Origin of the sequence: Campylobacter vulpis (genome assembly GCF_014217995.1) — a bacterium.
Taxonomy (GTDB): domain Bacteria; phylum Campylobacterota; class Campylobacteria; order Campylobacterales; family Campylobacteraceae; genus Campylobacter_D; species Campylobacter_D vulpis.
In genome coordinates, this window is record NZ_CP041617.1 from 1,419,620 (window position 1) to 1,443,328 (window position 23,709).

27 protein-coding genes are annotated in these 23,709 nt (G+C 31.9%); 21 read left to right on the top strand and 6 right to left on the bottom strand.

Translation table 11 applies throughout. The features are described from left to right. Window positions 1-52 precede the first annotated feature (52 nt). The 6 genes from CVULP_RS07285 (at window position 53) to CVULP_RS07310 (ending at window position 5,375) form a co-directional block, all read left to right on the top strand. Window positions 53-334 carry a hypothetical protein gene (locus tag CVULP_RS07285; protein WP_213276828.1) on the top strand — a complete coding sequence of 94 codons (282 nt, stop codon included), beginning with the start codon at window positions 53-55 and terminating at the stop codon, window positions 332-334. A 26-nt stretch (window positions 335-360) separates the two neighbouring features. Then, window positions 361-939: an NTPase gene (locus CVULP_RS07290; RefSeq protein WP_265575621.1), complete on the top strand. Its 579-nt coding sequence runs from the start codon at window positions 361-363 to the stop codon at window positions 937-939. Window positions 940-1,007: 68 nt separating this feature from the next. Next, entirely contained in the window at window positions 1,008-2,234 is a 1,227-nt protein-coding gene (locus CVULP_RS07295; protein WP_213276841.1) for a DUF5710 domain-containing protein, read from the top strand. 102 nt (window positions 2,235-2,336) lie between these two features. Further along, window positions 2,337-2,621 (top strand): EexN family lipoprotein, encoded by a 285-nt coding sequence (locus CVULP_RS07300; protein ID WP_099507464.1) that lies wholly within the window; start codon window positions 2,337-2,339, stop codon window positions 2,619-2,621. A 920-nt stretch (window positions 2,622-3,541) separates the two neighbouring features. Next, on the top strand, window positions 3,542-4,333 hold the full coding sequence (locus CVULP_RS07305; RefSeq protein WP_252195546.1) for a DUF234 domain-containing protein: 792 nt from the start codon (window positions 3,542-3,544) through the stop codon (window positions 4,331-4,333). A 7-nt stretch (window positions 4,334-4,340) separates the two neighbouring features. Then, window positions 4,341-5,375: a fla regulon two-component system sensor histidine kinase FlgS gene (locus tag CVULP_RS07310; protein ID WP_099507466.1), complete on the top strand. Its 1,035-nt coding sequence runs from the start codon at window positions 4,341-4,343 to the stop codon at window positions 5,373-5,375. Here CVULP_RS07310 and flgG read toward each other — a convergent pair. From flgG to CVULP_RS07335, 5 genes are all read right to left on the bottom strand, one after another. Continuing rightward, window positions 5,346-6,137: a flagellar basal-body rod protein FlgG gene (gene flgG / locus CVULP_RS07315; protein WP_004276759.1), complete on the bottom strand. Its 792-nt coding sequence runs from the start codon at window positions 6,135-6,137 to the stop codon at window positions 5,346-5,348. The two genes, CVULP_RS07310 and flgG, sit on opposite strands and share 30 nt — an antisense overlap. A gap of 25 nt (window positions 6,138-6,162) precedes the next feature. Next, on the bottom strand, window positions 6,163-6,975 hold the full coding sequence (locus CVULP_RS07320) for a flagellar hook-basal body protein (RefSeq protein ID WP_099461225.1): 813 nt from the start codon (window positions 6,973-6,975) through the stop codon (window positions 6,163-6,165). A gap of 66 nt (window positions 6,976-7,041) precedes the next feature. Next, window positions 7,042-7,851, bottom strand: coding sequence for a metal ABC transporter permease (locus CVULP_RS07325; protein WP_099461224.1), 810 nt, complete (start codon window positions 7,849-7,851; stop codon window positions 7,042-7,044). Further along, window positions 7,844-8,671 (bottom strand): metal ABC transporter ATP-binding protein, encoded by an 828-nt coding sequence (locus CVULP_RS07330; RefSeq protein ID WP_099461223.1) that lies wholly within the window; start codon window positions 8,669-8,671, stop codon window positions 7,844-7,846. The genes CVULP_RS07325 and CVULP_RS07330 overlap by 8 nt, the downstream gene beginning before the upstream one ends. Beyond that, a complete protein-coding gene (locus CVULP_RS07335) occupies window positions 8,671-9,504 on the bottom strand; it encodes a metal ABC transporter solute-binding protein, Zn/Mn family (protein ID WP_099461222.1) in 834 nt (277 codons plus the stop codon). The genes CVULP_RS07330 and CVULP_RS07335 overlap by 1 nt, the downstream gene beginning before the upstream one ends. 158 nt (window positions 9,505-9,662) lie before the next feature. Between CVULP_RS07335 and CVULP_RS07340 the strand changes: the two genes are divergently transcribed. Further along, window positions 9,663-11,657 carry a methyl-accepting chemotaxis protein gene (locus CVULP_RS07340; protein WP_265415658.1) on the top strand — a complete coding sequence of 665 codons (1,995 nt, stop codon included), beginning with the start codon at window positions 9,663-9,665 and terminating at the stop codon, window positions 11,655-11,657. A gap of 55 nt (window positions 11,658-11,712) precedes the next feature. On the opposite strand, the gene CVULP_RS07345 is transcribed toward CVULP_RS07340, so the two are convergent. Continuing rightward, a complete protein-coding gene (locus tag CVULP_RS07345) occupies window positions 11,713-12,171 on the bottom strand; it encodes a hypothetical protein (RefSeq protein ID WP_213276842.1) in 459 nt (152 codons plus the stop codon). 138 nt (window positions 12,172-12,309) lie between these two features. On the opposite strand from CVULP_RS07345, the gene CVULP_RS07350 reads away from it, so the two are divergent. From CVULP_RS07350 to CVULP_RS07415, 14 genes are read left to right on the top strand one after another with little or no spacing between them, the layout of a single operon-like run. Then, a complete protein-coding gene (locus tag CVULP_RS07350; protein ID WP_213276843.1) occupies window positions 12,310-12,573 on the top strand; it encodes a TrbC/VirB2 family protein in 264 nt (87 codons plus the stop codon). Between the two features lie 18 nt (window positions 12,574-12,591). Continuing rightward, window positions 12,592-15,360: a VirB4 family type IV secretion/conjugal transfer ATPase gene (locus CVULP_RS07355; RefSeq protein ID WP_265415659.1), complete on the top strand. Its 2,769-nt coding sequence runs from the start codon at window positions 12,592-12,594 to the stop codon at window positions 15,358-15,360. A gap of 9 nt (window positions 15,361-15,369) precedes the next feature. Next, window positions 15,370-15,999, top strand: a complete 630-nt coding sequence (locus CVULP_RS07360) for a hypothetical protein (protein ID WP_265415660.1) — start codon at window positions 15,370-15,372, stop codon at window positions 15,997-15,999. A gap of 29 nt (window positions 16,000-16,028) precedes the next feature. Then, window positions 16,029-16,613, top strand: coding sequence for a Rha family transcriptional regulator (locus tag CVULP_RS07365; protein WP_265415661.1), 585 nt, complete (start codon window positions 16,029-16,031; stop codon window positions 16,611-16,613). Further along, window positions 16,606-17,028 (top strand): single-stranded DNA-binding protein, encoded by a 423-nt coding sequence (locus tag CVULP_RS07370; RefSeq protein WP_213276852.1) that lies wholly within the window; start codon window positions 16,606-16,608, stop codon window positions 17,026-17,028. The genes CVULP_RS07365 and CVULP_RS07370 overlap by 8 nt, the downstream gene beginning before the upstream one ends. A gap of 22 nt (window positions 17,029-17,050) precedes the next feature. Beyond that, the gene (locus CVULP_RS07375) at window positions 17,051-17,320 is read left to right on the top strand and encodes a hypothetical protein (RefSeq protein WP_213276854.1); all 270 of its coding nucleotides are present in this window, start codon (window positions 17,051-17,053) and stop codon (window positions 17,318-17,320) included. Window positions 17,321-17,324: 4 nt separating this feature from the next. Then, window positions 17,325-18,140 (top strand): type IV secretion system protein, encoded by an 816-nt coding sequence (locus CVULP_RS07380; protein WP_257874322.1) that lies wholly within the window; start codon window positions 17,325-17,327, stop codon window positions 18,138-18,140. Next, complete coding sequence (locus CVULP_RS07385; RefSeq protein WP_099506968.1) at window positions 18,137-19,141, top strand: type IV secretion system protein; 1,005 nt, start codon at window positions 18,137-18,139, stop codon at window positions 19,139-19,141. Before CVULP_RS07380 ends, CVULP_RS07385 begins: the two co-directional genes overlap by 4 nt. Continuing rightward, window positions 19,131-19,304, top strand: a complete 174-nt coding sequence (locus tag CVULP_RS07390) for a hypothetical protein (RefSeq protein WP_006803308.1) — start codon at window positions 19,131-19,133, stop codon at window positions 19,302-19,304. Before CVULP_RS07385 ends, CVULP_RS07390 begins: the two co-directional genes overlap by 11 nt. Next, window positions 19,294-19,956, top strand: coding sequence for a virB8 family protein (locus CVULP_RS07395; RefSeq protein ID WP_099507586.1), 663 nt, complete (start codon window positions 19,294-19,296; stop codon window positions 19,954-19,956). Before CVULP_RS07390 ends, CVULP_RS07395 begins: the two co-directional genes overlap by 11 nt. Continuing rightward, complete coding sequence (virB9, locus tag CVULP_RS07400; protein ID WP_099507585.1) at window positions 19,953-20,840, top strand: P-type conjugative transfer protein VirB9; 888 nt, start codon at window positions 19,953-19,955, stop codon at window positions 20,838-20,840. The genes CVULP_RS07395 and virB9 overlap by 4 nt, the downstream gene beginning before the upstream one ends. A gap of 10 nt (window positions 20,841-20,850) precedes the next feature. Next, window positions 20,851-22,020 carry a type IV secretion system protein VirB10 gene (virB10, locus tag CVULP_RS07405; RefSeq protein WP_006803311.1) on the top strand — a complete coding sequence of 390 codons (1,170 nt, stop codon included), beginning with the start codon at window positions 20,851-20,853 and terminating at the stop codon, window positions 22,018-22,020. Continuing rightward, on the top strand, window positions 22,001-22,999 hold the full coding sequence (virB11, locus tag CVULP_RS07410; RefSeq protein ID WP_199374434.1) for a P-type DNA transfer ATPase VirB11: 999 nt from the start codon (window positions 22,001-22,003) through the stop codon (window positions 22,997-22,999). Before virB10 ends, virB11 begins: the two co-directional genes overlap by 20 nt. An 11-nt stretch (window positions 23,000-23,010) precedes the next feature. Continuing rightward, window positions 23,011-23,709, top strand: coding sequence for a Rha family transcriptional regulator (locus CVULP_RS07415; protein ID WP_099506934.1), 699 nt, complete (start codon window positions 23,011-23,013; stop codon window positions 23,707-23,709).

Sequence of the window (23,709 nt, forward strand, 5' to 3'; positions counted from 1 at the left end):
CATTAAGTTTATTTTGAGATAATGCAATTTTAAATTTTTACAAGGAGTTATTATGCTTTATGAAAGCAAGATGATAGAAGATTTAAAGCGTGAGTATGATGAGAAATTAAAGAAATTACGCCAAAAAGAAAAAGAAAAGAAAGAGCGTATATATAAAAAACTTTCATTGGCTCTCTTAAAAGATTTTGAAGAGAGTGATAATTTTTTCAATGAATTTCATATGCTCATAGAAAAATTAAATTGCAAAAATACTAAAAATGCCCTAGAGTCTATAAGTAACTTATATAATTTTAATCAAAATATTGATACAATTAACGAAGCAAAAAAACAATAAACAAATCACATCTTTGGAGAGTAAAAATGGAAAAAGACTACAAAATAAAAGTAACAGACACAAGCAAACTTAATGACCATTATAAAGAGGCGATACAAGAAGGCACTTATGATGGTGAAGATATTGATAAATTTTTCAACACAATCAAAACTTTTGACATTGCGGAAAGTTTATTAAAAAAAGATTTTTCAAATCAATCCATCAAATTTGAAATCATCACAGATAAAGAAAAAATTCCATTAGATATAAGACTTGGTGATAAAAATTTTCAACAAGGGATTGAGCATTTAATCAAAATGGGTGGCTCTGCTATCAATAAAGAAAAATTAAATGATACAATAAAAAAAGATCTCAATAAGCAACTAGAGCAATACAAACCTAAAACATATGATGAAATGCTAGATGGAACTTTTAAGGCTTTAAAAAATATGTCAGAAATAGCAAACAAAGATATAGCAGCAATGATACAAGAATTTGCAAACTCTTACTTAAAAACAAGAGGGAAATACGAACAAAAAAAAAAAAAAATAAATAACCTCGCAAAAGAGCCGTCATTTTTTAAGCAAAAAATGAACGAATTTTTCAAAAAAAAAAAAAAAAACTAAATAAAAAAGAATTTGAAAAAGAAAGAACAGCAAATAAAACTTTATCGATGAGCAAATAAAGGAAACATATGCCACAAAAAAGAATTTATTTGTATGTTCCTTTTAAAGATAAAGAAAAAGCAAGATTGTTAGGAGCTATGTGGGACGAAAAAGAAAAAAAATGGTTTGCTCCAAAAAGCTTGGATAAAAATATTTTTGCACAATGGCTTTATCCACACCAAAAAAAAGATTTTTCATTTGACGAAAATGAAGTGCTAACAACTTTCAAATTTGCTTTAGAAAAACAAGGCTTAATTATCAGTGGCTTACCCATTATGGATGGTAAAATTCATAGAGTGAAAACTACAACGGATAAGGGCAGAGAAATGAGTGGGGCTTATAGTGGGTTTTTAAATGAATATCCTGCGGGCTTTATTCAAAACTTTAAAACAGGTATTAAAGAAAATTGGAAAATGCCCTTAGAAAATGCGAAACAAAATATTATAAATTATCAAACTATTAATAAAAATTCTACATCGCACATAAACAATAATATTAAGCAGGATATTTTGAAACTTCAGCAAAAAACTGCACTTAAAATTGAAAAAGAATACAGCGAAGCCCATTGGGCTTATTCTAATCATCCTTACCTAATCAAAAAAGGTTTTAACGAAAATTTTTATTTAAAACAAGATAGTAAAGGCTCTCTTCTTATTCCCCTAAAAGACGAAAATGGAAAAATATGGTCTGTGCAAAGAATTTTTCCAAATGGCGATAAAATCATCGGTATCATCAAAACAAAAGAAGAAAAAGAACAAGGCATTGAATACTCCGCAAGAAAATCTGGGTGCTTTCACATCATAGGTGCAAAAAGCTTAGAATATTGCAAAGAATTTATCATAGCAGAAGGCTTTGCTACTGCTGCAACAATTTATAAAGCGCTTGAAAAACCTGTTATAATGGGTGTAGATGCTGGAAATTTACTCAAAATCGTTGAAGCCTTAAAGGATAAATTTCAAAATATCCCCATCACTATAATTGCAGATAATGATAGAAAAAGAGAATTGCAAGGATTTTCTAATATCGGTGTAGAAATAGCAAAAGAAATCCAACAAAAATTTTCAAATATTAAAATTATCATTCCAAAAATTAGCGACCAAGAAGCAGAACAGGGAATGAGCGATTTTAATGATATTTTCCTAAAAAAAGGGCTTGAAGAAGTTAAAAAACAACTGCACTCTATTAATTTTCAAAACAAACTTAAAGATTTTAAAAACTCTACGAAACAACATAATGAGCAAGAGCTTATAAGATAGCTTTATATTTTTGTATAATTTTAATAAATAATAATATATTTAAATAAATTTTAATAAATAAAATTATATAATAACAAATATTTTAATACATAAGGAGACACAATGAAAAATGTTACCAAATTAGGTTTGCTTAGTGCAGTTGTTGCTATTTTATTCTCTGCTTGTTCAGAACCAAAGAGTGTGCAATATTATGAAGATCCAAAAAATGCTAAAGAATTAGAAGCTAAAATCAAAGAATGTGATAAAAACGCTAATTCTGCAGAAACTAACACAGAATGTGCAAATGCTTACAAGGCACAATACTCAAAATCTCTTCAAAATTTTCAAAATGAAAAACTTACAGACGAAGAAATTAAAAAGTATTTTAAACATAGAGATAACAAATGAATTTTTTTCAAACTCTAGGTTTAAGTATAGAACAAATTATTAATGCCATTAGACAAACAGGAACAAGCGATAAGATTGCTGAACTTTAAGCCTTTATATCTTTAAAGGCTTAATACTTCTCATCACTTTAAATACTGCCTTTTTCAAGCATCTTAACAATCATTAAAGCAGAACCAAAAAAGGCAATTAAAGCAAAAACAGCACAAAGTATCCCTAACATTACTCCAACTCCTCAATTTGTTTTAAAATTTTATATATTCTCTTGCTAAAAGCATACAACAAAATACAAGCAAAAATAACTCCTAAAACAATAAACAATGCTTGTATCCAATCAATGCGACTATAATTTAAAACACAAAAAACCAAATATCCCAAATAAAGCAGTAAGAAAAGCCAACATTAATGCTTTTAAAACATCAATTTCTAATTTTATTCTCTCTTTTTTACTCATATGAAGATTATAGCATAAAAATATTTTACTCTCGCTTTTTATATGTAACTTTTCTTTTGGAGTATTTCAAAATTGCTATTTTGCAATTTTTTATAAAAGTTCAAAAATTTTAATTTTTGATTTACCGAATTATATATATTTGAATAAATTTAAATAATTTAATAAATTTAGAGACTATTCTATTTAAGTCAATTTTATCAAATTTGAAGTATTTTTTATATACATATAATAAATATTGACATAGATATAATAGTTCCTAAATATTTTAAATTATATTAAATAATTTAAAATTTAAGAACACCATTCTTTGAATGGAGATATCGGTAAATCAAAAATTTTAATTTTTGATTTACCAAAAAAATATATTTACGCTGTAAGTGTAAAATCACACAAATTATTTTAAGTAGTGAGGATAGGTATTAAATTTCATAGTTTTGCGTGTTTGCATCCTGAGCTTGATTTAAATCAAATGGTCGATTTTTACAGCGTGTTTGATGGGCTTGATGTGGCGTATTTTTCCGGTGATGTATTTGAAGATATTAAAACGCTTATTTTGCCAAATTATAGGCTTTTAGATGAAAAATTTTTGATGGATAAAACAGAATGTAGGGCTTTGACTTTATTTGCTAAAAATAATCGCAAACGCTATTCTATTAACCGAGAAATTCAGCACTTTAAAGCACTTAGCACCTTTAATAAGCTTTTAAAATCAGGCATTTTACGCATAGAAAAAAGCAAGGAAAATAAAATTGAAAAATCCAAGCACCATAAGCTAAAAAGAGAGTTAAGAGCCTATGTTATACAAGATAAAATTCTTTTTAAAGACCATTATACGCGTTTTCATTTTTATTTTTTAAAGCCGAATGAAAATTTGATTTTAGCGGGAGAATTTGAAGGACTTTTGGAAAAAATAAAGGAGAAATTTGAGTTTTATCAAAGTTTTTGTTTTGAGCAATTGGCAAGGGAATTTGTGGAAAAACATTTTGGTATTTATAGTGTGCAAAGTTACTGGAACAGAAATTTGGAGCTTGATTTATATTATAAAGATGAAACGATTTCTCTCATCGGTGAAGTAAAATTTAAAAATAAAAAAATTTGCAAAAATGTCCTAAATGATCTTTATAAAAAGGCACAGGAATTAAATTTAAAGCCCGATTATTATATAATCTTTTCCAAAAATGGCTTTTCTAAGGAGCTTGAAAGCTTGCAAGATGAGCATTTGCTTTTGTTTGATTTAAGTCATTTTAAGGCTTTAATGTGAGGATAAAATGGATAAAAATATTTTACAAAGTTTAGATTCTAATGAAAAAGAAACCCTGCAAAAAGGGCTTCAAAGCTTAATTGAGCAAACTTATGTGATAGAAAATGAGTATAAAATTCTTAACGAAAACTATAACGCTCTAAGGGCTATGATGAGCGAAGTGATTGAGGTTTTACCTACGGCGTTATGGATTATGGATAGAGATAAAAAGATTATTTTGCAAAATAGAGCTGCCGCACAAAATGCGAATTTGTTGGAGCAAATTGATTTGAAAAATCCACATTATGAGCTTGAATTTGACAATAAATTTTATACCATAAAAATCATAGCTCAAAATGAAAAAACCATCATTTCAGCCACAGACATTAGCGATGAAAAAAGAAACGAACGCCTTGCGAGTATGGGAAGTGTGGCAGCACATTTAGCCCACGAGATAAGAAATCCCATAGGCTCCATATCTTTACTTGCCTCTACGCTTTTTTCTAGGGTCGAGCTTAAAAATAAAAATATCGTGCTTGAAATTCAAAAAGCCATAGCTAGAGTTGAAAGAATCGTAAATTCTACGCTGCTTTTTACTAAGGGTGTGCATATTCATAAGAGTTTTTTTAATCTTTTAGAATTAAAAGAGGAGTGCGAACAAGCCATAGCAGCTTATAATTTTTCTAGTGAGATTAGCTTTGAAATGGAATTTTTTGATTTAGAAATTTATGCAGATAAGGCTTTGCTAGGCTTAGTTTTGCAAAATCTTATTTATAATGCTATTGATGCGATTGAGGAAGAGGAGAGTGAAGAGCCTAAAATTTGCATTAAAGCTTATGTAAAAGAGACGAATTTATATGTGGAAATTTTAGATAATGGTTGTGAAATTAAGGACGAAAAGCTTGTTTTTGAAGCCTTTAAAACGACTAAGCTTAAGGGAAATGGACTTGGACTTTCTTTGTCTAAAGAAATCATCAATGCCCATAAGGGAGAGCTTGGCTTTAAGATAAAGCCTAAGCTATTTTATTTTACCTTACCTCTTGAGTTGATTAACGATACCTAGCATTTCATCACTTGTAGTAATAGCTTTTGAACCTGCTTCATAGGCTCTTTGTCCTGTGATGAGGTCAGTCATCTCTTCGACAAGCTGGACATTGCTAAGCTCTACAAAGCCGTGTCTTATGTTTCCTAAGCCGTCCTGCCCCGCTATGCCTGCTACTGGTGCACCACTAGCCCCAGTTTCTAGGTAGAGATTATCCCCCATAGAGTGAAGTCCTGCTGGGTTAATGAACTGAACTAGCTCGATTTGCCCAATTTGCGTTTCTTCTTGCTCACCTGCTAACATCACAGAGACGGTGCCGTCTTTTGCGATGCTAATGTTTGTCGCACCCTCTGGCACTGTCATTTCTGGGATTAGTCTATATCCGTCTGCATTGACGACATTGCCTTCATTATCTCTTGTAAATTGCCCATTTCTTGTGTAAGCTGTTGTGCCGTCAGGAAGCTGAATTTGAAAAAAGCCATTGCCCTCAATCGCCATATCAAAACTATCCGTGCTAGTAGATTTATAACTCCCCGGCGTAAAAACCTTTGTAACAGCCGTAGGACGCACCCCTAAGCCCACTTCTATGCCTGATGGAGAAAGTGTGGTTGCCGAGGTGGAAGTGCCTGCGTATTTCATCGTTTGATACATCAAGTCCGCAAATTCGGCTCTTGATTTTTTAAAGCCGACTGTATTGACATTTGAAATATTGTTTGAGGTTACATCAATTTGTGTTTGTTGGGCAACCATACCTGTGGCTGCCGTATGAAGTGAACGCATCATTGTTTATCCTTTCTAATTTATTTTATCACTTAACGCTTGCGAGTTTATTAATCGCATCTTGATTTAAATCATCCATATGAGCTGTCATTACCTTTTGATACATCTCAACCATTCTATTTGCCTCGATTAAGGCTACCATTTCACTCACAGGATTGACATTTGAGCCTTGTGAAAAGCCTTGTTTAACGGAATTTGAAATTTCTAAATCTCTAATACGCGTTAAATCATCGATTTTATAGGTATTGTCCCCGTCCTTATCTAAAGCTCTTATATCATCAACTTGAGCGATGAAAAGTCTAGCATTATCCTCTCCATCGACACTGATATTGCCATTTTTATCCACATTAATATGCACAGCATTATTTCCTATGATAATGCCAGCGTTTTGAGGATTGTTAAAATAATTACTGCTTAAGACCTTATAGCCTTGTTTATTGACCAAATAGCCCTCATCATCAAGTTGAAAATTTCCGTCTTTTGTGAGTCTAATCTCTCCGTTTTTTGTTTGCACGAGGTAAAAGGTATCCTCCCTAGTCATCGCAAAGTCTAAAGGATTATTGGTCGCTTTTAAAGAGCCTGTGCTAAAATCCGTGTAATCTTGCGAAATTTGAGGCACTCTATCAATAGTCGTATTGACAAAACGCGCAGCGTCTTTTGTGTGATTTTCTATAGGTAGTTCGTCCTGAGTCTCTTTAAAAATCCTTTTAAAATCCGCAATAACCACATCATCACGCTTATATCCACTTGTGTTAATGTTTGCTAGGTTGTTTGTGATAACTTCGAGTTTATTAAACTGCGTTACCATTCCACCCGTTGCTTGATAATATCCATTTTGCATATTTTCACCTATATTTTAAGATTTACAACTACTTTAGCAAAATGTGTTCCACTTTTTAAAAAGGCTTTATTTTGGGCGTTTAATGAGCTTAAAAGCAAAGTGAAGCATAAAAAAAAGACAAGAAATTCCTATAATGCAAGCCCCGCTTGAAAGATTGAAAATCGCACTTACAAATAAGCCAAGCACACAAAAAATGCTACTAATGCAAGAAGAAATCATCATCATAGCCCCCAGTCTTTTAGCAAAAGATTCTGCTATAAAACTAGGGATACTAAGCATAGCCATAACTAAAATAAGCCCTACTAAGCGTATAGAAATAACAATACAAAAGGCAAGTATTGCGATTAAAAGATAGTGAAAAAAGCTTGTATTTATGCCTTTAACCTTTGCAAATTCACTATCAAAACTTAAAATTTCAAACTGCCTATAAAATAAAAATAGAAGTAAGATGAAGGCACCATCAACAAAAGCCATAAGCCACAAATCACTTGTCGAAACTGCCAAAATAGAGCCAAATAAATACGCCATTAAATCACTATTTTGCCCCGGGCTTAAATCAATCAAAATAATCCCCACAGCCATTCCAAAAGCCCAAATTACAGCAATAAAACTATCACTTCTGTGAGAATAATGTTTGCTTAAAAAGGCGACTAAAAAAGCTAAAAAAAGTGTAAAAATACTCGTGCTAAGTAAAATGGGTAAAGAGAAATAAATCGCCAAACCTATACCTCCAAAAGCTCCGTGCGTAATGCCTCCTGCCATAGAAAAGAGGCGATTTATCATCACTAAAACCCCCATAGCTCCACAGGCAATGCTGACTAAAAGTGCAGCTAAAAGGGCGTTTTGAAAAAAGGTGTAGTTCAAAAGCTCAAGCACGATTTTGCCTAAAAGTTGTGATATTTTTTGACATATTCTTGTTGCAATTTAAAATCTTACTTTCGCAATTTTGCTTTTTTTCGCACTGCAAACAATGCTCCAAACTCATCTCCACATCACAAAAATGCGTATGATTTTCATATAAATGTTTTAAAAAAACGCTTTTTTGTTTTTCTTTTTTGTCATTTTTATGCAAAAAAAGCTCTTTGTTTAAATGTGCAATTTTATCACTATAAGCAAGAACTAAATTAATATCGTGGCACACGACAACAATGCCTATTCCTTTATTATGCAAGGCACTTAGCATTTCAAAAATTTGCACCGCACTTTTACTATCAACACTTGCCGTTGGTTCATCTAAAATCAATAATTTGCATTTATCAACCAAAGCTCTAGCGATGAGAACTTTTTGCCTTTGTCCTCCGCTTAAGTCGTTAAAATTCTTATTCCAAAATTCTTCCATAGCTACGCTTTCGAGGGCTTTTAAGGCTTTTTTTTTATCTTCTTTTGTGTAAAAACCAAAAATTTTTTGTCCTACAAGTCCCATCAAAACGATTTCAAGCACACGCGCATTGAAATTTGTATTAATAAGGCTTTGTTGCGGAACATAGGCAATTTCATTTTTTTGGAGATTAAAAAATTCAATTTGCTTTTTAAAATCTAAAAGTCCTAAAATAAGCTTTAAAAGCGTGGATTTTCCTGCACCATTTGCACCGATGATGGAAAGAAATTCGCGGCTATCGTAGCTAAGGTTGATATTTTTTAAAATTTCTTCTTTGTCATAGCTATAATTTAAATTGTTAATTTTAAAATAAAGCATTAAAGTGCCTTTTTCAAAGCTTCAACGCTTTTTAAAAGCTCCTTATCCCAGTCTTTTGCAAGATGATTAATCATCACAATTTTAGCACCGCACTCCTTAGCTAAAACCTTTGCAGCATTTTCAGGAAAGCCTGGCTGCACGAAAATGACCTTGATATTTTCCTCTCTTGCTTTTTTGATAATGCGTTTTAAATCACTGATTTTAGGCTCTTTTCCTGCTATTTCTACTGGAATTTGTTCTAAACGATAGCGTTTTGCAAAATACGCCCAAGAAGGGTGATAAACGATAAATTTGCGATTTTTTACCCCTTTTAATTCTTCATTGATTTGTAAATTTAGGTCTTCTAATTCTTTATGAAAATTTTGCAAATTGTTTTCATACATTTTTGCATTTTGTGGATATTTTTCTTTTAGGGCTGTGGCTATGTTTGTCGCTAGAGTTTTGACCAAAATAGGATCTAACCAAGTGTGGATATCTTTAGCGTGGTCGTGGTCGTGATGTTCATGCTCTTCTTCAAATTCTAAAAAATGAATATTTTTTTGTGTATTTACAATGCTTAAATTTGGAAAATTACGCTTAAATTTATCCAAAAAAACTTTTTCAAATTCCAAACCCATTGTAAAATAAAGATCGCTTTTTTCAAGTTTGCTAAGATGAGATGTCTTAAATTCAAAGGTATGTTCATCGCTATTTTGCGGTAAGAGTGTGTTAATTTCTACACTATCTCCTGCGATTTTTTTTACAAAAAATTCCTGCGGAGCTATGCTAACACTTGCTACAGGTTTTGCGACTAAAAAACTAAGATTTAAGAGTAAAAAAAGTAGAATTTTCATTGTTTTCCTTGAAATAAATTTTTAAAAGCAAAATTATACAAAATTACCCTTAAAAAGCCTTAATTTAAGGCAAATTTACAAAAAAAAAAAAAACAAATAAATTTTTAAGAAAGATTGTAATAAAATTGCGACCTTGTAAAAATTTCAAGGAGAATTGCATGATGAAAACACTAAGTGGCAAACTTTTAGCCTGTGTTGTGGCGATTTTTATTGTGGTAATTGGTGTGATTATGACTTATAGTTATATCTCAAGCTCAAGTCAAATTTCTACACTTTTTAAAAGTATCCAAAAGGGTATTTTAGACGCTTCTTACACTACGATAAATATCACAATGAATGTTGAAGCGAACCAGCATTTAAGTGCTGTGGCGGAGCAAATTGCAGCGATTGATAAAAACGATGTTATAGCACAAAGACGTGTTTTGATGACGACAGAAGAGCTTATTAAGTATCCTTCTATGTATATTGTTTATGAAAATGACGGAAAGGTGATTTTGCAAGATTATCATCCTGAAGTAGGCATTGAGAATTTATCCTCAAATTTCGATGATGTAGGCTTGGATTTAAGAGATAGATTTTGGTATAAAGAAACCAAAGCAAAAAAGTCAGGAATCATCTCATCGACTTATATCTCAAGTGCTGGAAACTACAAAAATCAAAGACTTGCAACGGCGACTTATCCTATCATTAAAAACGGCGAGTTTATCGGCGTTATCGGTATGGATTTATTTGTGGGCGATTTTCAAAAAAGATTTGAGAATTTTGAAAGAGAAGAATTACCTGGACTTGATGTTTATATCACAGACGCAGATGGTAAAATTTTCTCTCATAAAGACCAAAAAATCGTAGAAAGCACCACTCCAATCGAAGCTGAGATAGCCTTGCAAGCGGCTTTAAAAAATTCACTCGAGGGCGAGTTTTCTTATGTCAGTAATGGTAAAGAAAGAGTAGGCTTTTACAAGCAGTTTCCTTTCGGCTGGACCATAGTCTCTGCAACAACGAAAAGCGACTACACAGACGCGATTAATAAACAGTTTTTCATCAGCACGGCGATTTCTTTAATTCTACTTGTCGTGGGTGCGATGTTTTTAGTGATATTCATTAAAAAACTTGTCGCTCCAATTAGCTCCATCCAATCCGGTCTCAACTCCTTCTTTGATTTCATCAATCATAAAACACAAGATATCTCCACCATCAACATAAAAACAAATGATGAATTCGGTCAAATGGCAGCCGCCATTAACCAAAACATTCAAGCCACCAAAGAAGGCTTAGACCAAGATAAACAAGCTGTTAAAGAAAGTGTTACCACAGTAGGCATAGTTGAAAACGGAGATTTAACAGCAAGAATCACAGCTAATCCTAGAAACCCACAACTCATAGAACTTAAAAGTGTGCTTAATAATCTCCTTGATGTCTTACAAACTAAAGTGGGTAAAGATATGAATAAAATCCACTCTATCTTTGAAGAATTTAAAAGCTTAGATTTTAGAAACAAAATAGAAAATGCCACAGGTAGTGTAGAAGTAACCACTAATGCCCTAGGCGAAGAAATCATCAAAATGCTTAAACAAAGTTCTGATTTTGCAAATTCTTTAGCCAATGAAAGCTCCAAACTTCAAAACGCTGTGCAAAATTTAACTTCAAGCTCAAATTCTCAAGCTGCTTCTTTAGAAGAAACTGCTGCTGCTTTAGAAGAGATTACCTCCTCTATGCAAAATGTCTCTCAAAAAACCAGTGATGTGATTACTCAAAGTGAAGAGATTAAAAATGTTACAGGCATTATAGGTGATATAGCTGATCAAATCAATCTTCTAGCCCTTAATGCTGCCATAGAAGCAGCACGTGCAGGAGAACACGGAAGAGGCTTTGCCGTCGTGGCTGATGAAGTGAGAAAACTAGCTGAAAGAACCCAAAAGTCTTTAAGTGAGATAGAAGCAAATACTAACTTACTTGTTCAATCTATCAATGATATGGCAGAAAGCATTAAGGAACAAACTGCTGGTATTACACAGATTAATGAAAGTGTGGCTCAAATAGACCAAACCACTAAGGATAATGTGGAAATTGCTAATGAAAGTGCCATCATCTCTAACACAGTAAGCGACATCGCTACAAATATCCTTGAAGATGTGAAGAAGAAGAAGTTTTAAAAAATTTTAGTTTATATCCACTCTTTATAACCTCCACTTTTTTGTGGGGGTTAAACTACCAAATGTAAAGTATTGAGATAGCAATGAGAAATATTAAAGCATATTTCCAAAATTTACTTTTTTCTATGCTTTTACAATGTTGAAGTTTAAAAGAATTTTTGTCAAAAAGCATCGTTTGTAAAATCGTATGCATCTCGTTATCAATTTGCGCTAAGGATTGTGTCCCATTTTCATAAGTGAAAATAATGGTAAAAGTTGGTTGATTTCCTGCAGCCGTAGCACCTACGATAGCACCAGCTGGGTTAATCATATTTCCTATAATTGCTCCAAAAATAGTTTCAGTAAGTTTTTTAGAACTATCCTTATCTTTAAGTTCAAAGGAAGCTATGTTTGAGAGATAAAATTTCTCCGGATTATTTTTAGGTCCTTTCATTTGTTTCATTTCGTCGCAATTTTTAACATAGCGGTATTCATTTCCTGCGTAAGCACCAGATAATATCTTGATTTTTGCCATATTTTTCCTTTATGAAAATTAACATTTAGAGAAGAAAAAATAGCAAAAAAAAAAAAAATAAAAAGTAAATAATTAAGTTTATAAATTTAAGAAAGTTGAAAATAAAAGGACATTTAATTTTAAATTTTAGGAGAAACAATGAGAACAAAACTACTATTATTCATTTTATTTAGCCCTATATTTTTATTTGGTGCTGGTGGAATAGATAAAGTTAATACTTTTTTGCAGAATTTAAGCACAGCTTTCTATGCTATTGGCGTATTTATACTTACTATTGCAATTATGTGGGGTGGTTCTAAAATAATGTTTCAAGGACAAACACTTAGAGAGGTTGCTCCTATTTTTATCGGTGGTATTCTTTTTGGTTCGGCTTCGGCACTTGCTGGTTATTTTATTTCATAACTTGCAACAGGATTAAAAATGCAGAAAAATCCACTTTTCAAAGGCTTAACTCGTCCTCCTATGATTTTTGGTGTTCCTATGACACCTCTTGTTATGGCAATGGGAGGCATTTTATTGCTTGCGTTTTATAGTCAAAATATCTTTTTAATTGCTTTTGCAATTCCTGTATTTTTCATTATGAAAGCAATGACAAAAAGAGATGATTTTATTTTCCGCTTGATGTTTTTAAAGATGAGATTTTTCTCTAATCCCGCTTCTAAGAATTACTATAAGGTTAAAACATATAGCACAAATTCTTATAGACAAATGCCAAAAAACTCAAATTTTCCAAAAATATCAGTTTTTGGACTGAACGCAGAACCTAGTTTTGAAAAGCTTATTCCCTTTTCATCTTTAATTAGTGATTCTGTGGTGATTACAAAAGATTATTTTTTGATGACAACTTGGGAAGTTGGTGGAATTAGTTTTGAAGCTGAGGAAGATGATGAATTGGATATGAAAAATGATCTTTTAAATATGTTATTTAAATCTTTCGCAAATGAGCCTGTAAGTTTTTATTTTCATAATTGTAGATATTCTATTGAAGATAAATTGACTTCAAAATTTAACAACGCTTTTTTAGAAGAAATTGATAAAAAATATTATGAATCTTTCAAACAGGGAACACTTAGAAAAAATTCTTTATATCTAACTCTAATCTTTAATCCCTTAAAGGTAAAAATTGAAAAAACAACATTTCTAAAAAGCTCTTTTGAAAGCAAAAGAAAGGCAATTAGCTTATTTTTAATTAAATTTAGCGAATTTACCGATAGATTGGAAGCAAATATCAAAGATTTTAATCCAAAACGATTAAAAACATATTTAAAAGATGATAAAACTTACTCAAAACAATTAGAGTTTTACAACTATCTACTCGGTGGAAAAATTAATCCCGTAAGAGTCTTAAAAGCTCCTATACATCAATATTTAAATGGCAATTTACAAAACATACAATTTGGACACGAAACTATTCAAATTAATAGCAATGATGGTGTAAAAAGATTTGCTAGATGTATTGAAATTAAAGATTACACAAATGAAACCTTTTCGGGTATTTTAGATATTTTGATGTATTTAGATATTGAATATATCATCACTCAAAGCTTTTCACCTATTCCTAGAATAGACGCAAAATCCGCAATATCTAGACAAAAAAAGCAGCTCATAGCAACTGAAGATGATGGATTTTCACAAGTAGAGCAAATTGATGAAGCTTTAGACCAGCTCACAAATGGGGAGATTTCTTTTGGAAAATACCATTTTTCAATTCTTGTTTATGGAGATAGCTTAAAAGAGTGTAAAGATAATGCAAATCGAGTCATTACAAAGATGAATGAATTAGGATTTGCAGTAACACTAGCAAACATTGCCCTAAGTGCAACTTTCTTTTCGCAACTACCATCAAATTTTGCCATACGCCCAAGAATTAATCTTATTTCATCGCTTAATTATTCCTCATTAATAGCTTTACATAATTTTTCTATGGGGAAAAGAGATAAAAATTGCTGGGGTGATGCTGTAAGCATACTCAAAACTCCTAATAAACAGCCTTATTATTTTAACTTTCATCAAAACTCTGGAGTTAATAAAAATGATTTTGGAGAGCTATTTTTAGCAAATACCTTAATATTAGGTCAAAGTGGCGGTGGTAAAACCGTGTTTATGAATTTTATCGTCAATCAAATGCTTAAATATGCAAATAAAGACACTTTCCCTGATGATATACCACAAGAAAATAGAAAATTTACAGCCATTTACTTGGATAAAGACAAAGGAGCTTTAGGCAATATTTTATGTGCAGGTGGCAGATATATTAGCATTGAAAATGGCAAGCCCACAGGATTTAATCCTTTTATGGTTGAAAGCACACAAGAAAATATAAGACAACTCCAAACCCTAATGAAGCTTTTAGTTACTAGAAATAATGAAATCCTTACAACTAGAGAAGAGGAAATGCTTAATAATGCAGTCAATTCTCTTATGAAAGGCTTTGAAAGGGAGGAGAGAAAATATCCTATCTCTTTGCTACTTGAAAATTTAACAGAAAATGTAGATGATGACAATTCTCTAAAATCAAGATTAGCACTTTTTAAAAAAGGCAAACAATTTGGCTGGGTATTTGATAATGAATTTGACAATTTAGACTTCCCTGATGAAATTAATCTATTTGGCATTGATGGCACAGAATTCCTTGATGATAAAGATGTATCAGGGATACTTAGTTATTACATTCTTTGGCGTGTGATGAGTTTAGCAGATGGTAGAAGACTTTGTATTGATATAGATGAGGCTTGGAAGTGGCTTGAAAATGACATCGTGCAAGAAGAAGTTAAAAATAAATTTAAAACCATTAGAAAACAAAATGGCTTTCTAAGATTAGCAACGCAAAGCGTGGAAGACTTTTTAAAACTTAAAAACGCAACAACACTTATAGAACAATCCGCAACAATGGTATTTTTACCTAATCCAAAAGCTAAAGAAGAAGAATATGTAAAAGGAATAGGCTTAAGCTATGATGAGTATATGATTATTAAAGGGTTTAAACCCTCAAAAAGACAATTTTTAATCAAAAGACAAGATGAAAAAGTTATTTGCACTTTGGATTTAAGCTCTTTAGGCAATGAGAATTTAAAAATTCTCTCCACAGGAACAGCTCATATAGACACCATAGAAAAAATATTTGCACAAAATCATAAAAGCCTTGATGAGAAAGTGGCAGAGCTTAAAGAATTTTATAGGAATTCATAGGGGTTATAAATGAGAGATAAAAAACTAAGACAAGAGATTTTAGCCTTAGAAAATGAAGTCAAAGAGCTTGAAAAAACTCTTGGTGCGATTAAGCAAAGATTACTTAATCTTAAAGACCTCGCTTGGGATAGACAAAGCAAAAAAGAAAGCTCTAGCATGTATAAGGTGCTAAAAGAGGATAAAACGCATACTATGGTTAAAAGTGAGCTAGGGGACATTAAGGTTGATAAAGATTTTATGGAGAAAGAAATCACTAAGCACCTTGATAATCCAAATTTAAGAGGTATGGTAACAACTAAAGAAATGCTTTCTTTTCCTAAGGTGGCTAAGGGTGTAAATCCTGAATACAATGCGGAAACAAATGATTATACTTGGAGAGTTAAAGCAAATGATAAAAATATTATAGCTTATGGAAGTAGAGAATACAAGCAAGATGGTAAAGAAATTAATAGATTGCTAACAGCTCATAGTAAAACAGAAAGGGGACAGAGGCAAGCAGACAGGGTCAGCTCTGCTACCTATTTTAATGACCCCGATTTTCGTGGCTCTGTCCATAATGAAATTATACCACAGCAAGACAAATCTGCAAAGGATTTTAAATCAAAACTTAAAGCATTTAACGCCAAAAACAAAACTTAAACTCAAATCAATATAAAGGAGTTGAAACGATGAATGTGGTTATTAATAAACAAGAAGTGCAATTTAGCACTCAAGATAATCAAACTTTTTGCACAAGTTTAGATGTAGCTAGGGTTTTTGGAAAGCAACATAAACATATACTAGTAAGCATTGAACGCATTTTAAGCGATTTACGAGAAATAGGGGCTTCTAACGAAATGCTCAATTTTCGGCAGGTCGTAAGAACCTCGCAAACAACGAACCCTAAGAATGGAAAGATAGTTAATAGAAAAATGCCTATGTATAATCTAACCAGAGATGGCTTCTCACTTTTAACAATGGGCTTTACAGGAAAAACTGCACTACAATGGAAAATCGCTTTTTTAAATGCCTTTAATGAAATGGAAAGACTTCTAAAAAAAGAACTTCTAAATCCTAATAAATACATTATAGATTTAATGGCACTTGTGCAACCAAATTTGCCTCAAAGTGATTACAAAATTAGTGTAATTATAACAGATAAACCTCACTCTAAAGAAGCTAAAAATATTTTTTCTTTGGATTATCTTGTTGATAATCGCACACCAAAAGACCCAAAGAATCACACAAATAAAAAGGAGCTAAACAATGAATAATGTCAATTTAATCGGCTATTTGGGCAAAGATTTTGAAGTAGGTAATACAAGTGGAGGAAAACTTTATGCAAAAAATTCTCTTGCTATCACTAAGCGTTGGAAAAATGAAAAAGGCAATGATGAAAGTAGCACGACTTGGATACCTATTGTCTTATTTGGCAAGAGTGCAGAAAGTGCTTCTATGTATATCAAAAAAGGCTCTCAATTTGCGTGTAGTGGAGAATTATCATCTAGTCAATACACCGATGAACAAGGAAATGTTAAAACAACACTAAGCGTTATCGTGTCTAAATTCTATTGGTTAGGCAAAAAAGATAAAGAAACTCCACAAGCAATACAAAATCCACCAAAAGAACCAAGCGTTGAATACGAACACCAAGCCATTAATGTGGAATCTGAAGAAGTTCCATTTTAAACATAAAAAAGGAGTTATATCTATGGAAAATTTAAGCGTTGAAGAATTGGCAAATAAGATTGGAGCTTTAAATTATGAAAAATTAATCAAAGCCTTGTTTTTATTTGAAAAAAACTCTTCAATGGAAAAACTCACCGCAAATCAAAAGCAAATTGTTTTAGATGAAGCGTATCAATTTTATATGGATAATAAATATATATCTTCTTTTTTACAAGAGGATATTAATCAAATTTTAGAAGATTCCATTGACAAAGAGCTTTCAAAAAAACAAGAAAAATCACTAGAAAGGTAATAAAATGAAAAAAACATTGAATACAAGCAAAACAACAGGAATTAAAAAATCCCTCATCGCTCTTACTTCCTTATTAATTTTGCCTAATTTAGCATTTAGTGCAGGTATTCCTGTGGTAGATGCAGCTGCAAATCAACAAATGGCTACACAAAATGCTAAACAAGTTGCAGAGTGGGCTAAAGAAGCCACAAGATGGACTGAAACTGTATCGCACTATCAAAAACAAATCCAAGCCTATAAAGACGAACTTTTATCAAAAACAGGCATTAGAGATTCTGTGGCTTTTGTGAAAGATATAAAACAAATCTATTCAGATTTTGCGGAAGCTGGAGAAAACATTCAATCCTTTTACAATGATGTTCTAAGAGACCCACAAGAATTTTTAAGCGATAAAGGCAATGAAATTTTTGGCAAATATACAAGTTTTGATAGATGTAATTTTGACTATATGAGTCAAAGTGAAAAAAATATCTGCAAAATGGATTTAATCACCTATGCTGCTCAAGTAGAAACCTACAATCAAGCCTCAAAGCAAATGGATACCATTAGTCAAACGCTTAAAAAATTGCAAGAGCGATTAGTCAATTCAAAGGACATTAAAGAAAGCACTGATGTGGGTAATGCTATTCAACTAGAGGTTGCAAAAATACAAATGGTAAAAAATCAAGTTGATTTAGCTAATGCGAGCTATGAAAATCAAAGAAATATCAAAAAAGATTTAGCAATGCAGGAATACTCAAAATCTCTTCAAAATTTTCAAAATGAAAAACTTACAGACGAAGAAATTAAAAAGTATTTTAAACATAGAGATAACAAATGAATTTTTTTCAAACTCTAGGTTTAAGTATAGAACAAATTATTAATGCCATTAGACAAACAGGAACAAGCGATAAGATTGCTGAACTTATGGTGTTGTTTTCTATCATCATCACTCTAGTCATTATGTATAAAGGCTATGAGGTGTTAATGGGTAAAAGTCAAAGTCCTATTAGAGAGCTTACTTGGGATATGGCAGGAAAGCTTTTAGTTATTACCTTTGCTTTAAATCTTGGAGGTTGGTTAGATTTAGTTATTGGTGCAATGGATGGAATTTATGAGTGGGCTGGAGGGGGAGCACAAATGTATCAAAATCTAGACGAAATGTTTGCAAACACTGCAAAATTAGCAAATACTATTTGGGATAAATCAAGTGGAGTTGGGGATTCTATTTTAGCTGTTGTAGCAATGTGTCTTTGTTATATAGGATTTTGTATTGCTGTTATTCCAACACTCTCTATCTTAATTGTTACAACTTTTACACAAACCCTGCTTGTAATTTCTGCTCCCATAGTATTTTGGCTTTTAGTCTTTAAAGCTACTAGAAATGTCTTTACACAATGGATAGGGCTTTTATTATCAAACACTCTTGTGCTTTTACTTGTTGGCTTATTTTTAAAAACCTTTATGGGAGAAATAAGCGGTTGGATTATTTCATTTTCAAAACACACACAATCAGGAGCAGAACCATTAGGAACAAGCATTTTCTATGTCATTGCTTCTTTGATACTAGTTATTATGATTTATTCTGCAAAAATCTTTGCTGAAAAAGTTGCAAATGTATCAATGGATGGTGCTATGGGTGGTGCGATGAGTTCTGTTTTAAGCCCTGCTGGTCAATTAGCTATGAAACCTGCAGGTAAGGCTGCTGGAATGGCTATGAATTATGGTAAAGCTGGTGCTAAATTAGCTGGTAAAGGTGCTTGGGCTGTGGGTAAGGGTTTAGGTAAAGGCGGTTATAGTTTAGCTAAAAAAATGTATGAAAGGGCTAGAAATGAAGCGTAAATTTCAATTTGTTTTTATTTTGTTTTTTGGTGTTTTGATGTTGAGTGCTTGTAGTGCTAAACATCAGGGTAAATATGATGATTTTTTCAGCGATAAAAAAGGTTGGATACCTGTTAATTCGCAAAATCAAGACTTAAATAAAGGTAATGCAAATGAAAAATGATTTTAATACAGCATTAGATTACGAAGCAAGTTTTAGATATTTGATAGAGCAAAGCAATAAAAGAGCGTGGCTTATCTCTTTTGTTGCAATCTTTATAGCCTCTCTTTCTCTTATTGCTGTTGTGTTATTAACACCTTTAAAAACCATAGAGCCTTATGTAATAAGGGTAGATAACACCACAGGTATGGTAGATATTTTAACTCTGCTTGATGAAAAAGAAATCACGCAAAATGAAGCATTGGATAAATACTTTATCTCTCAATACATTAAAGCTAGAGAGGGTTATTATTACGAGCTTTTAAACCAAGATTATTTGCTCACCCAATTAATGAGTTCAGAAAATGTTGCAAATGAGTATAGGGCTTTGTATGAGGGAGATAATGCAAGAGACCAAATTTTAAAAAACTCTAATGAAGTAAGCGTGCAAATTTTAAGTGTTGTTTTAGGAGAAAGTAACGGAGTTAAAACTTCAACAATAAGAGCAAACATTACTACAAAAAATCTATCCAGTAGAGGCACATCACAAGCTACAAAAGTCATCACCTTAAGTTATGACTACACGCTAGGAAAAGCTAGTGAAGAAAATAGATTATTAAATCCACTAGGATTTAAAGTTTTAACATACAGAATTGATAATGAGGTAGAAAAATGAAAAAGATAATTTTAGCAAGTTTATTATTAGGTAATTTCGTTTGGGCTTTGAATGTCCCAAAAACTTCTACATTTGATAAAAGAATCGCTTATGCGGTTTATAATGCCGATGATGTTTTTCAAATTAATTCTAAAAATGGCTATGTAAGTGTTTTAGAATTTGGTGTTGATGAAAGAATTATCAATACTGCCACAGGATTTGCTGAAGGTTGGGACTTAACTCAAAAAGACAATTTATTATTTATCAAACCTAAAGCTTACAAAACACAATTAGTTCATCAAGATGAAAATAGCACAGCAGAACAACAAAGCTCACAAGAATTTGTTGTAGATCCTAATCCTTATGATTGGAAAACAAACTTAATTGTCATCACAAATTTAAATACCTATGTATTTGATTTAAAATTAGTCGCTAATAATAAAAATACAACTTATAAACTTAGCTTCTCCTATCCTCAAAAAGATTTACAAGCAACAAAAGAATTATTAGAAGCTGTGGAACAAGAAAATATACGCACGGATTTGGATAAAAATACCATTCCTAGAAATTGGGATTTTTATATGAAAGTCAATAAAGGCAGTGAGGATATAAGTCCAAATTTTGCGTATGATGATGGTGTTTTTACTTATTTAGGTTTTGATAATACTAAAACCTTTCCTGCTGTTTTTATGTATGAAAATGGTAAAGAAAGCATTTTAAACACTCATATTAAAAAAGATGGCAACTATGAAGTTTTAGTGATACAAAAAACCACAAAACAAATTTTATTAAGAAGTGGGGATAAGGTCGTAGGAATTTTTAATCGTGGATACGCAAAAAATCCTTTGAGAAAAACAAGAGAAACTTCTAATGAAAATATTCAAAGAGAAATTAATAAAAAATAAGGGGTAAATTATGCAAAATAAAGAGCAAGATAGCTTAGAAAATGACTTTGATAGCCACACAAGCGAATTGAGTGAGCAAAAAAATCATCTCAAAAAGATACAAGCTTATACAATCTTTGCTATTGGCGGTTTATTGCTCATCATTTTAATTGTTTATTTCTTAAAATCATTTTCATCAAATAATCAAAGTGTTGAAGAAACACCAAAGGAAGAAAATAAAGATTTAGCTCAAAGCGTTAAGGCTAAAGAATTTGTTCCACCTCCTCCACAAAAGACATTTGACGAACTTATCGCTAACACACCACAACAAGAACAACCTTTAATGCTTGAGCCAAAACCTCCAAAGCCTAGAATTGTAAAAGGTGCAGGAGTTACGGTCATTGCTTCAACTAATAGCGGAGGATTTGAGGGAGGCAATGCTGGCAATAACAGAGAGTTTGGAGAAAAACCAAATACCTTATTTGAATTTGGGCAAAATGGTGCTTTACAAAATTCTAATAATTTGCAAGGTGGAGGAGAATTTACAGGTGAAGTTTTCACTCCTACAATTGCTAAAGTGAGTGAGTTTGACCAAAATCTTCTTTTGTCTAAAGGAACTTATATTGGCTGTGCTTTAAAAACAAGGCTTGTTAGCTCTATTAAAGGAGGGATTGCCTGCATAGTATCTAATGATGTTTATTCTGCAAATGGCAACACACTTTTAATTGAAAAAGGTAGCACTATCACAGGAACATTTAATGCGGGTCAAATGGATGATGGTATGGATAGACTTTTTGTTATTTGGCAAGAAATTAGAACACCTAATAATATTATTATTCCTGTATATTCTGGAGCTACTGATGAGCTAGGTGCTAGTGGAATGCAAGGCTGGGTGGATCATCACTATTTAAAACGATTTGGTTCTGCTATTTTACTTTCAATGATTGATGATGGTATGGCAATACTAGCTGACCAATTAAGCAAAAACAATAAAAATGGCAATAACTACTACAATTATAGTGAGAATACAAGGGAAAATGTCGGTGAAATCGCTAACACTGCTTTAGAAAAAATGATTGATATTAAGCCAACTCTTTATAAAAATCACGGCGATTTAGTTGGCGTTTATGTCAATAGAGATATTGATTTTTCAAAGGTTTATAAACTTACAAGGAAAAAGAATGTCAATCACCTTAGATAAATACACAAATCAATACTTTGGAGAATTCTTAAAAGATGACTCCATTAATGAAATTTGTTACAACGGCGATGATAAAGTATGGCTACAAAATTCTAAAGGATTATGGGAAGCTATACCTAGTAAGCTTGACTTTGAAAAAGCTGGACATTTTGCAACTGCGGCTGCTGCTTTTAAAAAAGACAAAATAGATGTTTCTCGTCCTATTCTTAGTTGTATTTTAGTAGGTGGGGAGCGTATGCAAATCGTTATCCCACCTGCTACTAAAAGCGAACATATTTCAATCACCATTAGAAAACCTAGCAAAACTCGCTTTAAAATGCAAAATCATATTGAAAGCGGACTTTTTGAGGATTTAAATCCTAATGATACAAACACCATCAAGCCTAGCGATGCAGAACTCATTAAGCTTTATGAAGAAAAAGATTATCAAAGCTTCATCTCTAAGGCTGTAAGCTATGGTAAAAACATTATCATTGCTGGAGAAACAGGAAGTGGAAAAACTACTTTTATGAAAACGCTAATTGATTTTATCAGTCTTGATGATAGGATTATTACGATTGAAGATGTAGAAGAAATCAAATTTTACGAGCATAAAAACTTCGTGCAATTATTTTATCCAAGTGAAGCAAAAAGCACGGATTTTTTAAATTCTGCAACGCTTTTAAAGTCCTGCTTAAGAATGAAACCTGATAGGATTTTATTAGCAGAGCTTAGAGGTGCTGAAACTTATGATTTTATCAATGTTTTAGCAAGTGGTCACGGAGGGAGTATCACAAGTTGCCACGCAGGAAGCCCTGAAGAAACATTTACACGACTTGCCTTAATGACTTTACAAAACCCACAAGGTCAATGTGTGCCTTTTGAAATTATCCAAAAAACACTGAAAGATTTGATTGATATTGTCGTTCATATCCACGCTCATCACGGAAAAAGGCGTATTAGTGGAATTTATTTTAAAGAGATAGAGAATATCAAGTAAAAGGGATAAATATGTCTATGTGGAAAATTAACAGGCAAGAAACAGAAGCAACAAACACAAATCTTGTAAATATAAATAATAAAAAAATGGAATTTACTACCAAAAATAATCAAATATTTTGCACCAGCTTAGATATAGCTAGAGTATTTGAAAAAAGACATACTCATATTTTAGATATCATTAAAAACTATTTAAATGATGGAGATATGAAAGAATTTAACCAGCCGAAAATTCGGCTGGTTAATTATAAAGACCTAAAAGGCGAACTTAGACCAGCCTATGAAGTGTCTCGTGATGGTTTTTCATTTATTGCAATGGGTTTAACAGGTAAAAAAGCAAATAAATGGAAAGTTTCTTTTATTAATGCCTTTAATAAAATGGAGCAAGTTATCACGCAAGAAATACATAGTCCTAATAAATATCTTACAGAAATAATGAGTGAGCTTTATAAAAGACTTCCGCAAGAAGATTTTAGTGTTGATATTACACTTAAAGATAGAAATCAGAACAATCAAATAATTTATTCTCATCATTATGAAGTTGGTGGCAAACCAAGAGATCCAATGGTGAGTAAAAATAAAGAATTTTTTGAAAATAATTTTATAGCACAACAAGACAAATCTACAAAGGATTTTAAATCAAAACTCAAAGAATTTAACACCAAAAATAATGCAAACAAAACTATTAAAAATAAAGACTTGGAGAAATAA

Excerpts from the sequence above, each read along its gene's own strand:
- CVULP_RS07285 (WP_213276828.1), top strand. The coding sequence starts at position 53 with ATGCTTTATGAAAGCAAGATGATAGAAGATTTAAAGCGTGAGTATGAT.
- CVULP_RS07290 (WP_265575621.1), top strand. The coding sequence starts at position 361 with ATGGAAAAAGACTACAAAATAAAAGTAACAGACACAAGCAAACTTAAT.
- CVULP_RS07295 (WP_213276841.1), top strand. The coding sequence starts at position 1,008 with ATGCCACAAAAAAGAATTTATTTGTATGTTCCTTTTAAAGATAAAGAA.
- CVULP_RS07300 (WP_099507464.1), top strand. The coding sequence starts at position 2,337 with ATGAAAAATGTTACCAAATTAGGTTTGCTTAGTGCAGTTGTTGCTATT.
- CVULP_RS07305 (WP_252195546.1), top strand. The coding sequence starts at position 3,542 with ATGGTCGATTTTTACAGCGTGTTTGATGGGCTTGATGTGGCGTATTTT.
- CVULP_RS07310 (WP_099507466.1), top strand. The coding sequence starts at position 4,341 with ATGGATAAAAATATTTTACAAAGTTTAGATTCTAATGAAAAAGAAACC.
- flgG (WP_004276759.1), bottom strand. The coding sequence starts at position 6,137 with ATGATGCGTTCACTTCATACGGCAGCCACAGGTATGGTTGCCCAACAA.
- CVULP_RS07320 (WP_099461225.1), bottom strand. The coding sequence starts at position 6,975 with ATGCAAAATGGATATTATCAAGCAACGGGTGGAATGGTAACGCAGTTT.
- CVULP_RS07330 (WP_099461223.1), bottom strand. The coding sequence starts at position 8,671 with ATGCTTTATTTTAAAATTAACAATTTAAATTATAGCTATGACAAAGAA.
- CVULP_RS07335 (WP_099461222.1), bottom strand. The coding sequence starts at position 9,504 with ATGAAAATTCTACTTTTTTTACTCTTAAATCTTAGTTTTTTAGTCGCA.
- CVULP_RS07340 (WP_265415658.1), top strand. The coding sequence starts at position 9,663 with ATGATGAAAACACTAAGTGGCAAACTTTTAGCCTGTGTTGTGGCGATT.
- CVULP_RS07345 (WP_213276842.1), bottom strand. The coding sequence starts at position 12,171 with ATGGCAAAAATCAAGATATTATCTGGTGCTTACGCAGGAAATGAATAC.
- CVULP_RS07350 (WP_213276843.1), top strand. The coding sequence starts at position 12,310 with ATGAGAACAAAACTACTATTATTCATTTTATTTAGCCCTATATTTTTA.
- CVULP_RS07355 (WP_265415659.1), top strand. The coding sequence starts at position 12,592 with ATGCAGAAAAATCCACTTTTCAAAGGCTTAACTCGTCCTCCTATGATT.
- CVULP_RS07360 (WP_265415660.1), top strand. The coding sequence starts at position 15,370 with ATGAGAGATAAAAAACTAAGACAAGAGATTTTAGCCTTAGAAAATGAA.
- CVULP_RS07365 (WP_265415661.1), top strand. The coding sequence starts at position 16,029 with ATGAATGTGGTTATTAATAAACAAGAAGTGCAATTTAGCACTCAAGAT.
- CVULP_RS07370 (WP_213276852.1), top strand. The coding sequence starts at position 16,606 with ATGAATAATGTCAATTTAATCGGCTATTTGGGCAAAGATTTTGAAGTA.
- CVULP_RS07375 (WP_213276854.1), top strand. The coding sequence starts at position 17,051 with ATGGAAAATTTAAGCGTTGAAGAATTGGCAAATAAGATTGGAGCTTTA.
- CVULP_RS07380 (WP_257874322.1), top strand. The coding sequence starts at position 17,325 with ATGAAAAAAACATTGAATACAAGCAAAACAACAGGAATTAAAAAATCC.
- CVULP_RS07385 (WP_099506968.1), top strand. The coding sequence starts at position 18,137 with ATGAATTTTTTTCAAACTCTAGGTTTAAGTATAGAACAAATTATTAAT.
- CVULP_RS07390 (WP_006803308.1), top strand. The coding sequence starts at position 19,131 with ATGAAGCGTAAATTTCAATTTGTTTTTATTTTGTTTTTTGGTGTTTTG.
- CVULP_RS07395 (WP_099507586.1), top strand. The coding sequence starts at position 19,294 with ATGAAAAATGATTTTAATACAGCATTAGATTACGAAGCAAGTTTTAGA.
- virB9 (WP_099507585.1), top strand. The coding sequence starts at position 19,953 with ATGAAAAAGATAATTTTAGCAAGTTTATTATTAGGTAATTTCGTTTGG.
- virB10 (WP_006803311.1), top strand. The coding sequence starts at position 20,851 with ATGCAAAATAAAGAGCAAGATAGCTTAGAAAATGACTTTGATAGCCAC.
- virB11 (WP_199374434.1), top strand. The coding sequence starts at position 22,001 with ATGTCAATCACCTTAGATAAATACACAAATCAATACTTTGGAGAATTC.
- CVULP_RS07415 (WP_099506934.1), top strand. The coding sequence starts at position 23,011 with ATGTCTATGTGGAAAATTAACAGGCAAGAAACAGAAGCAACAAACACA.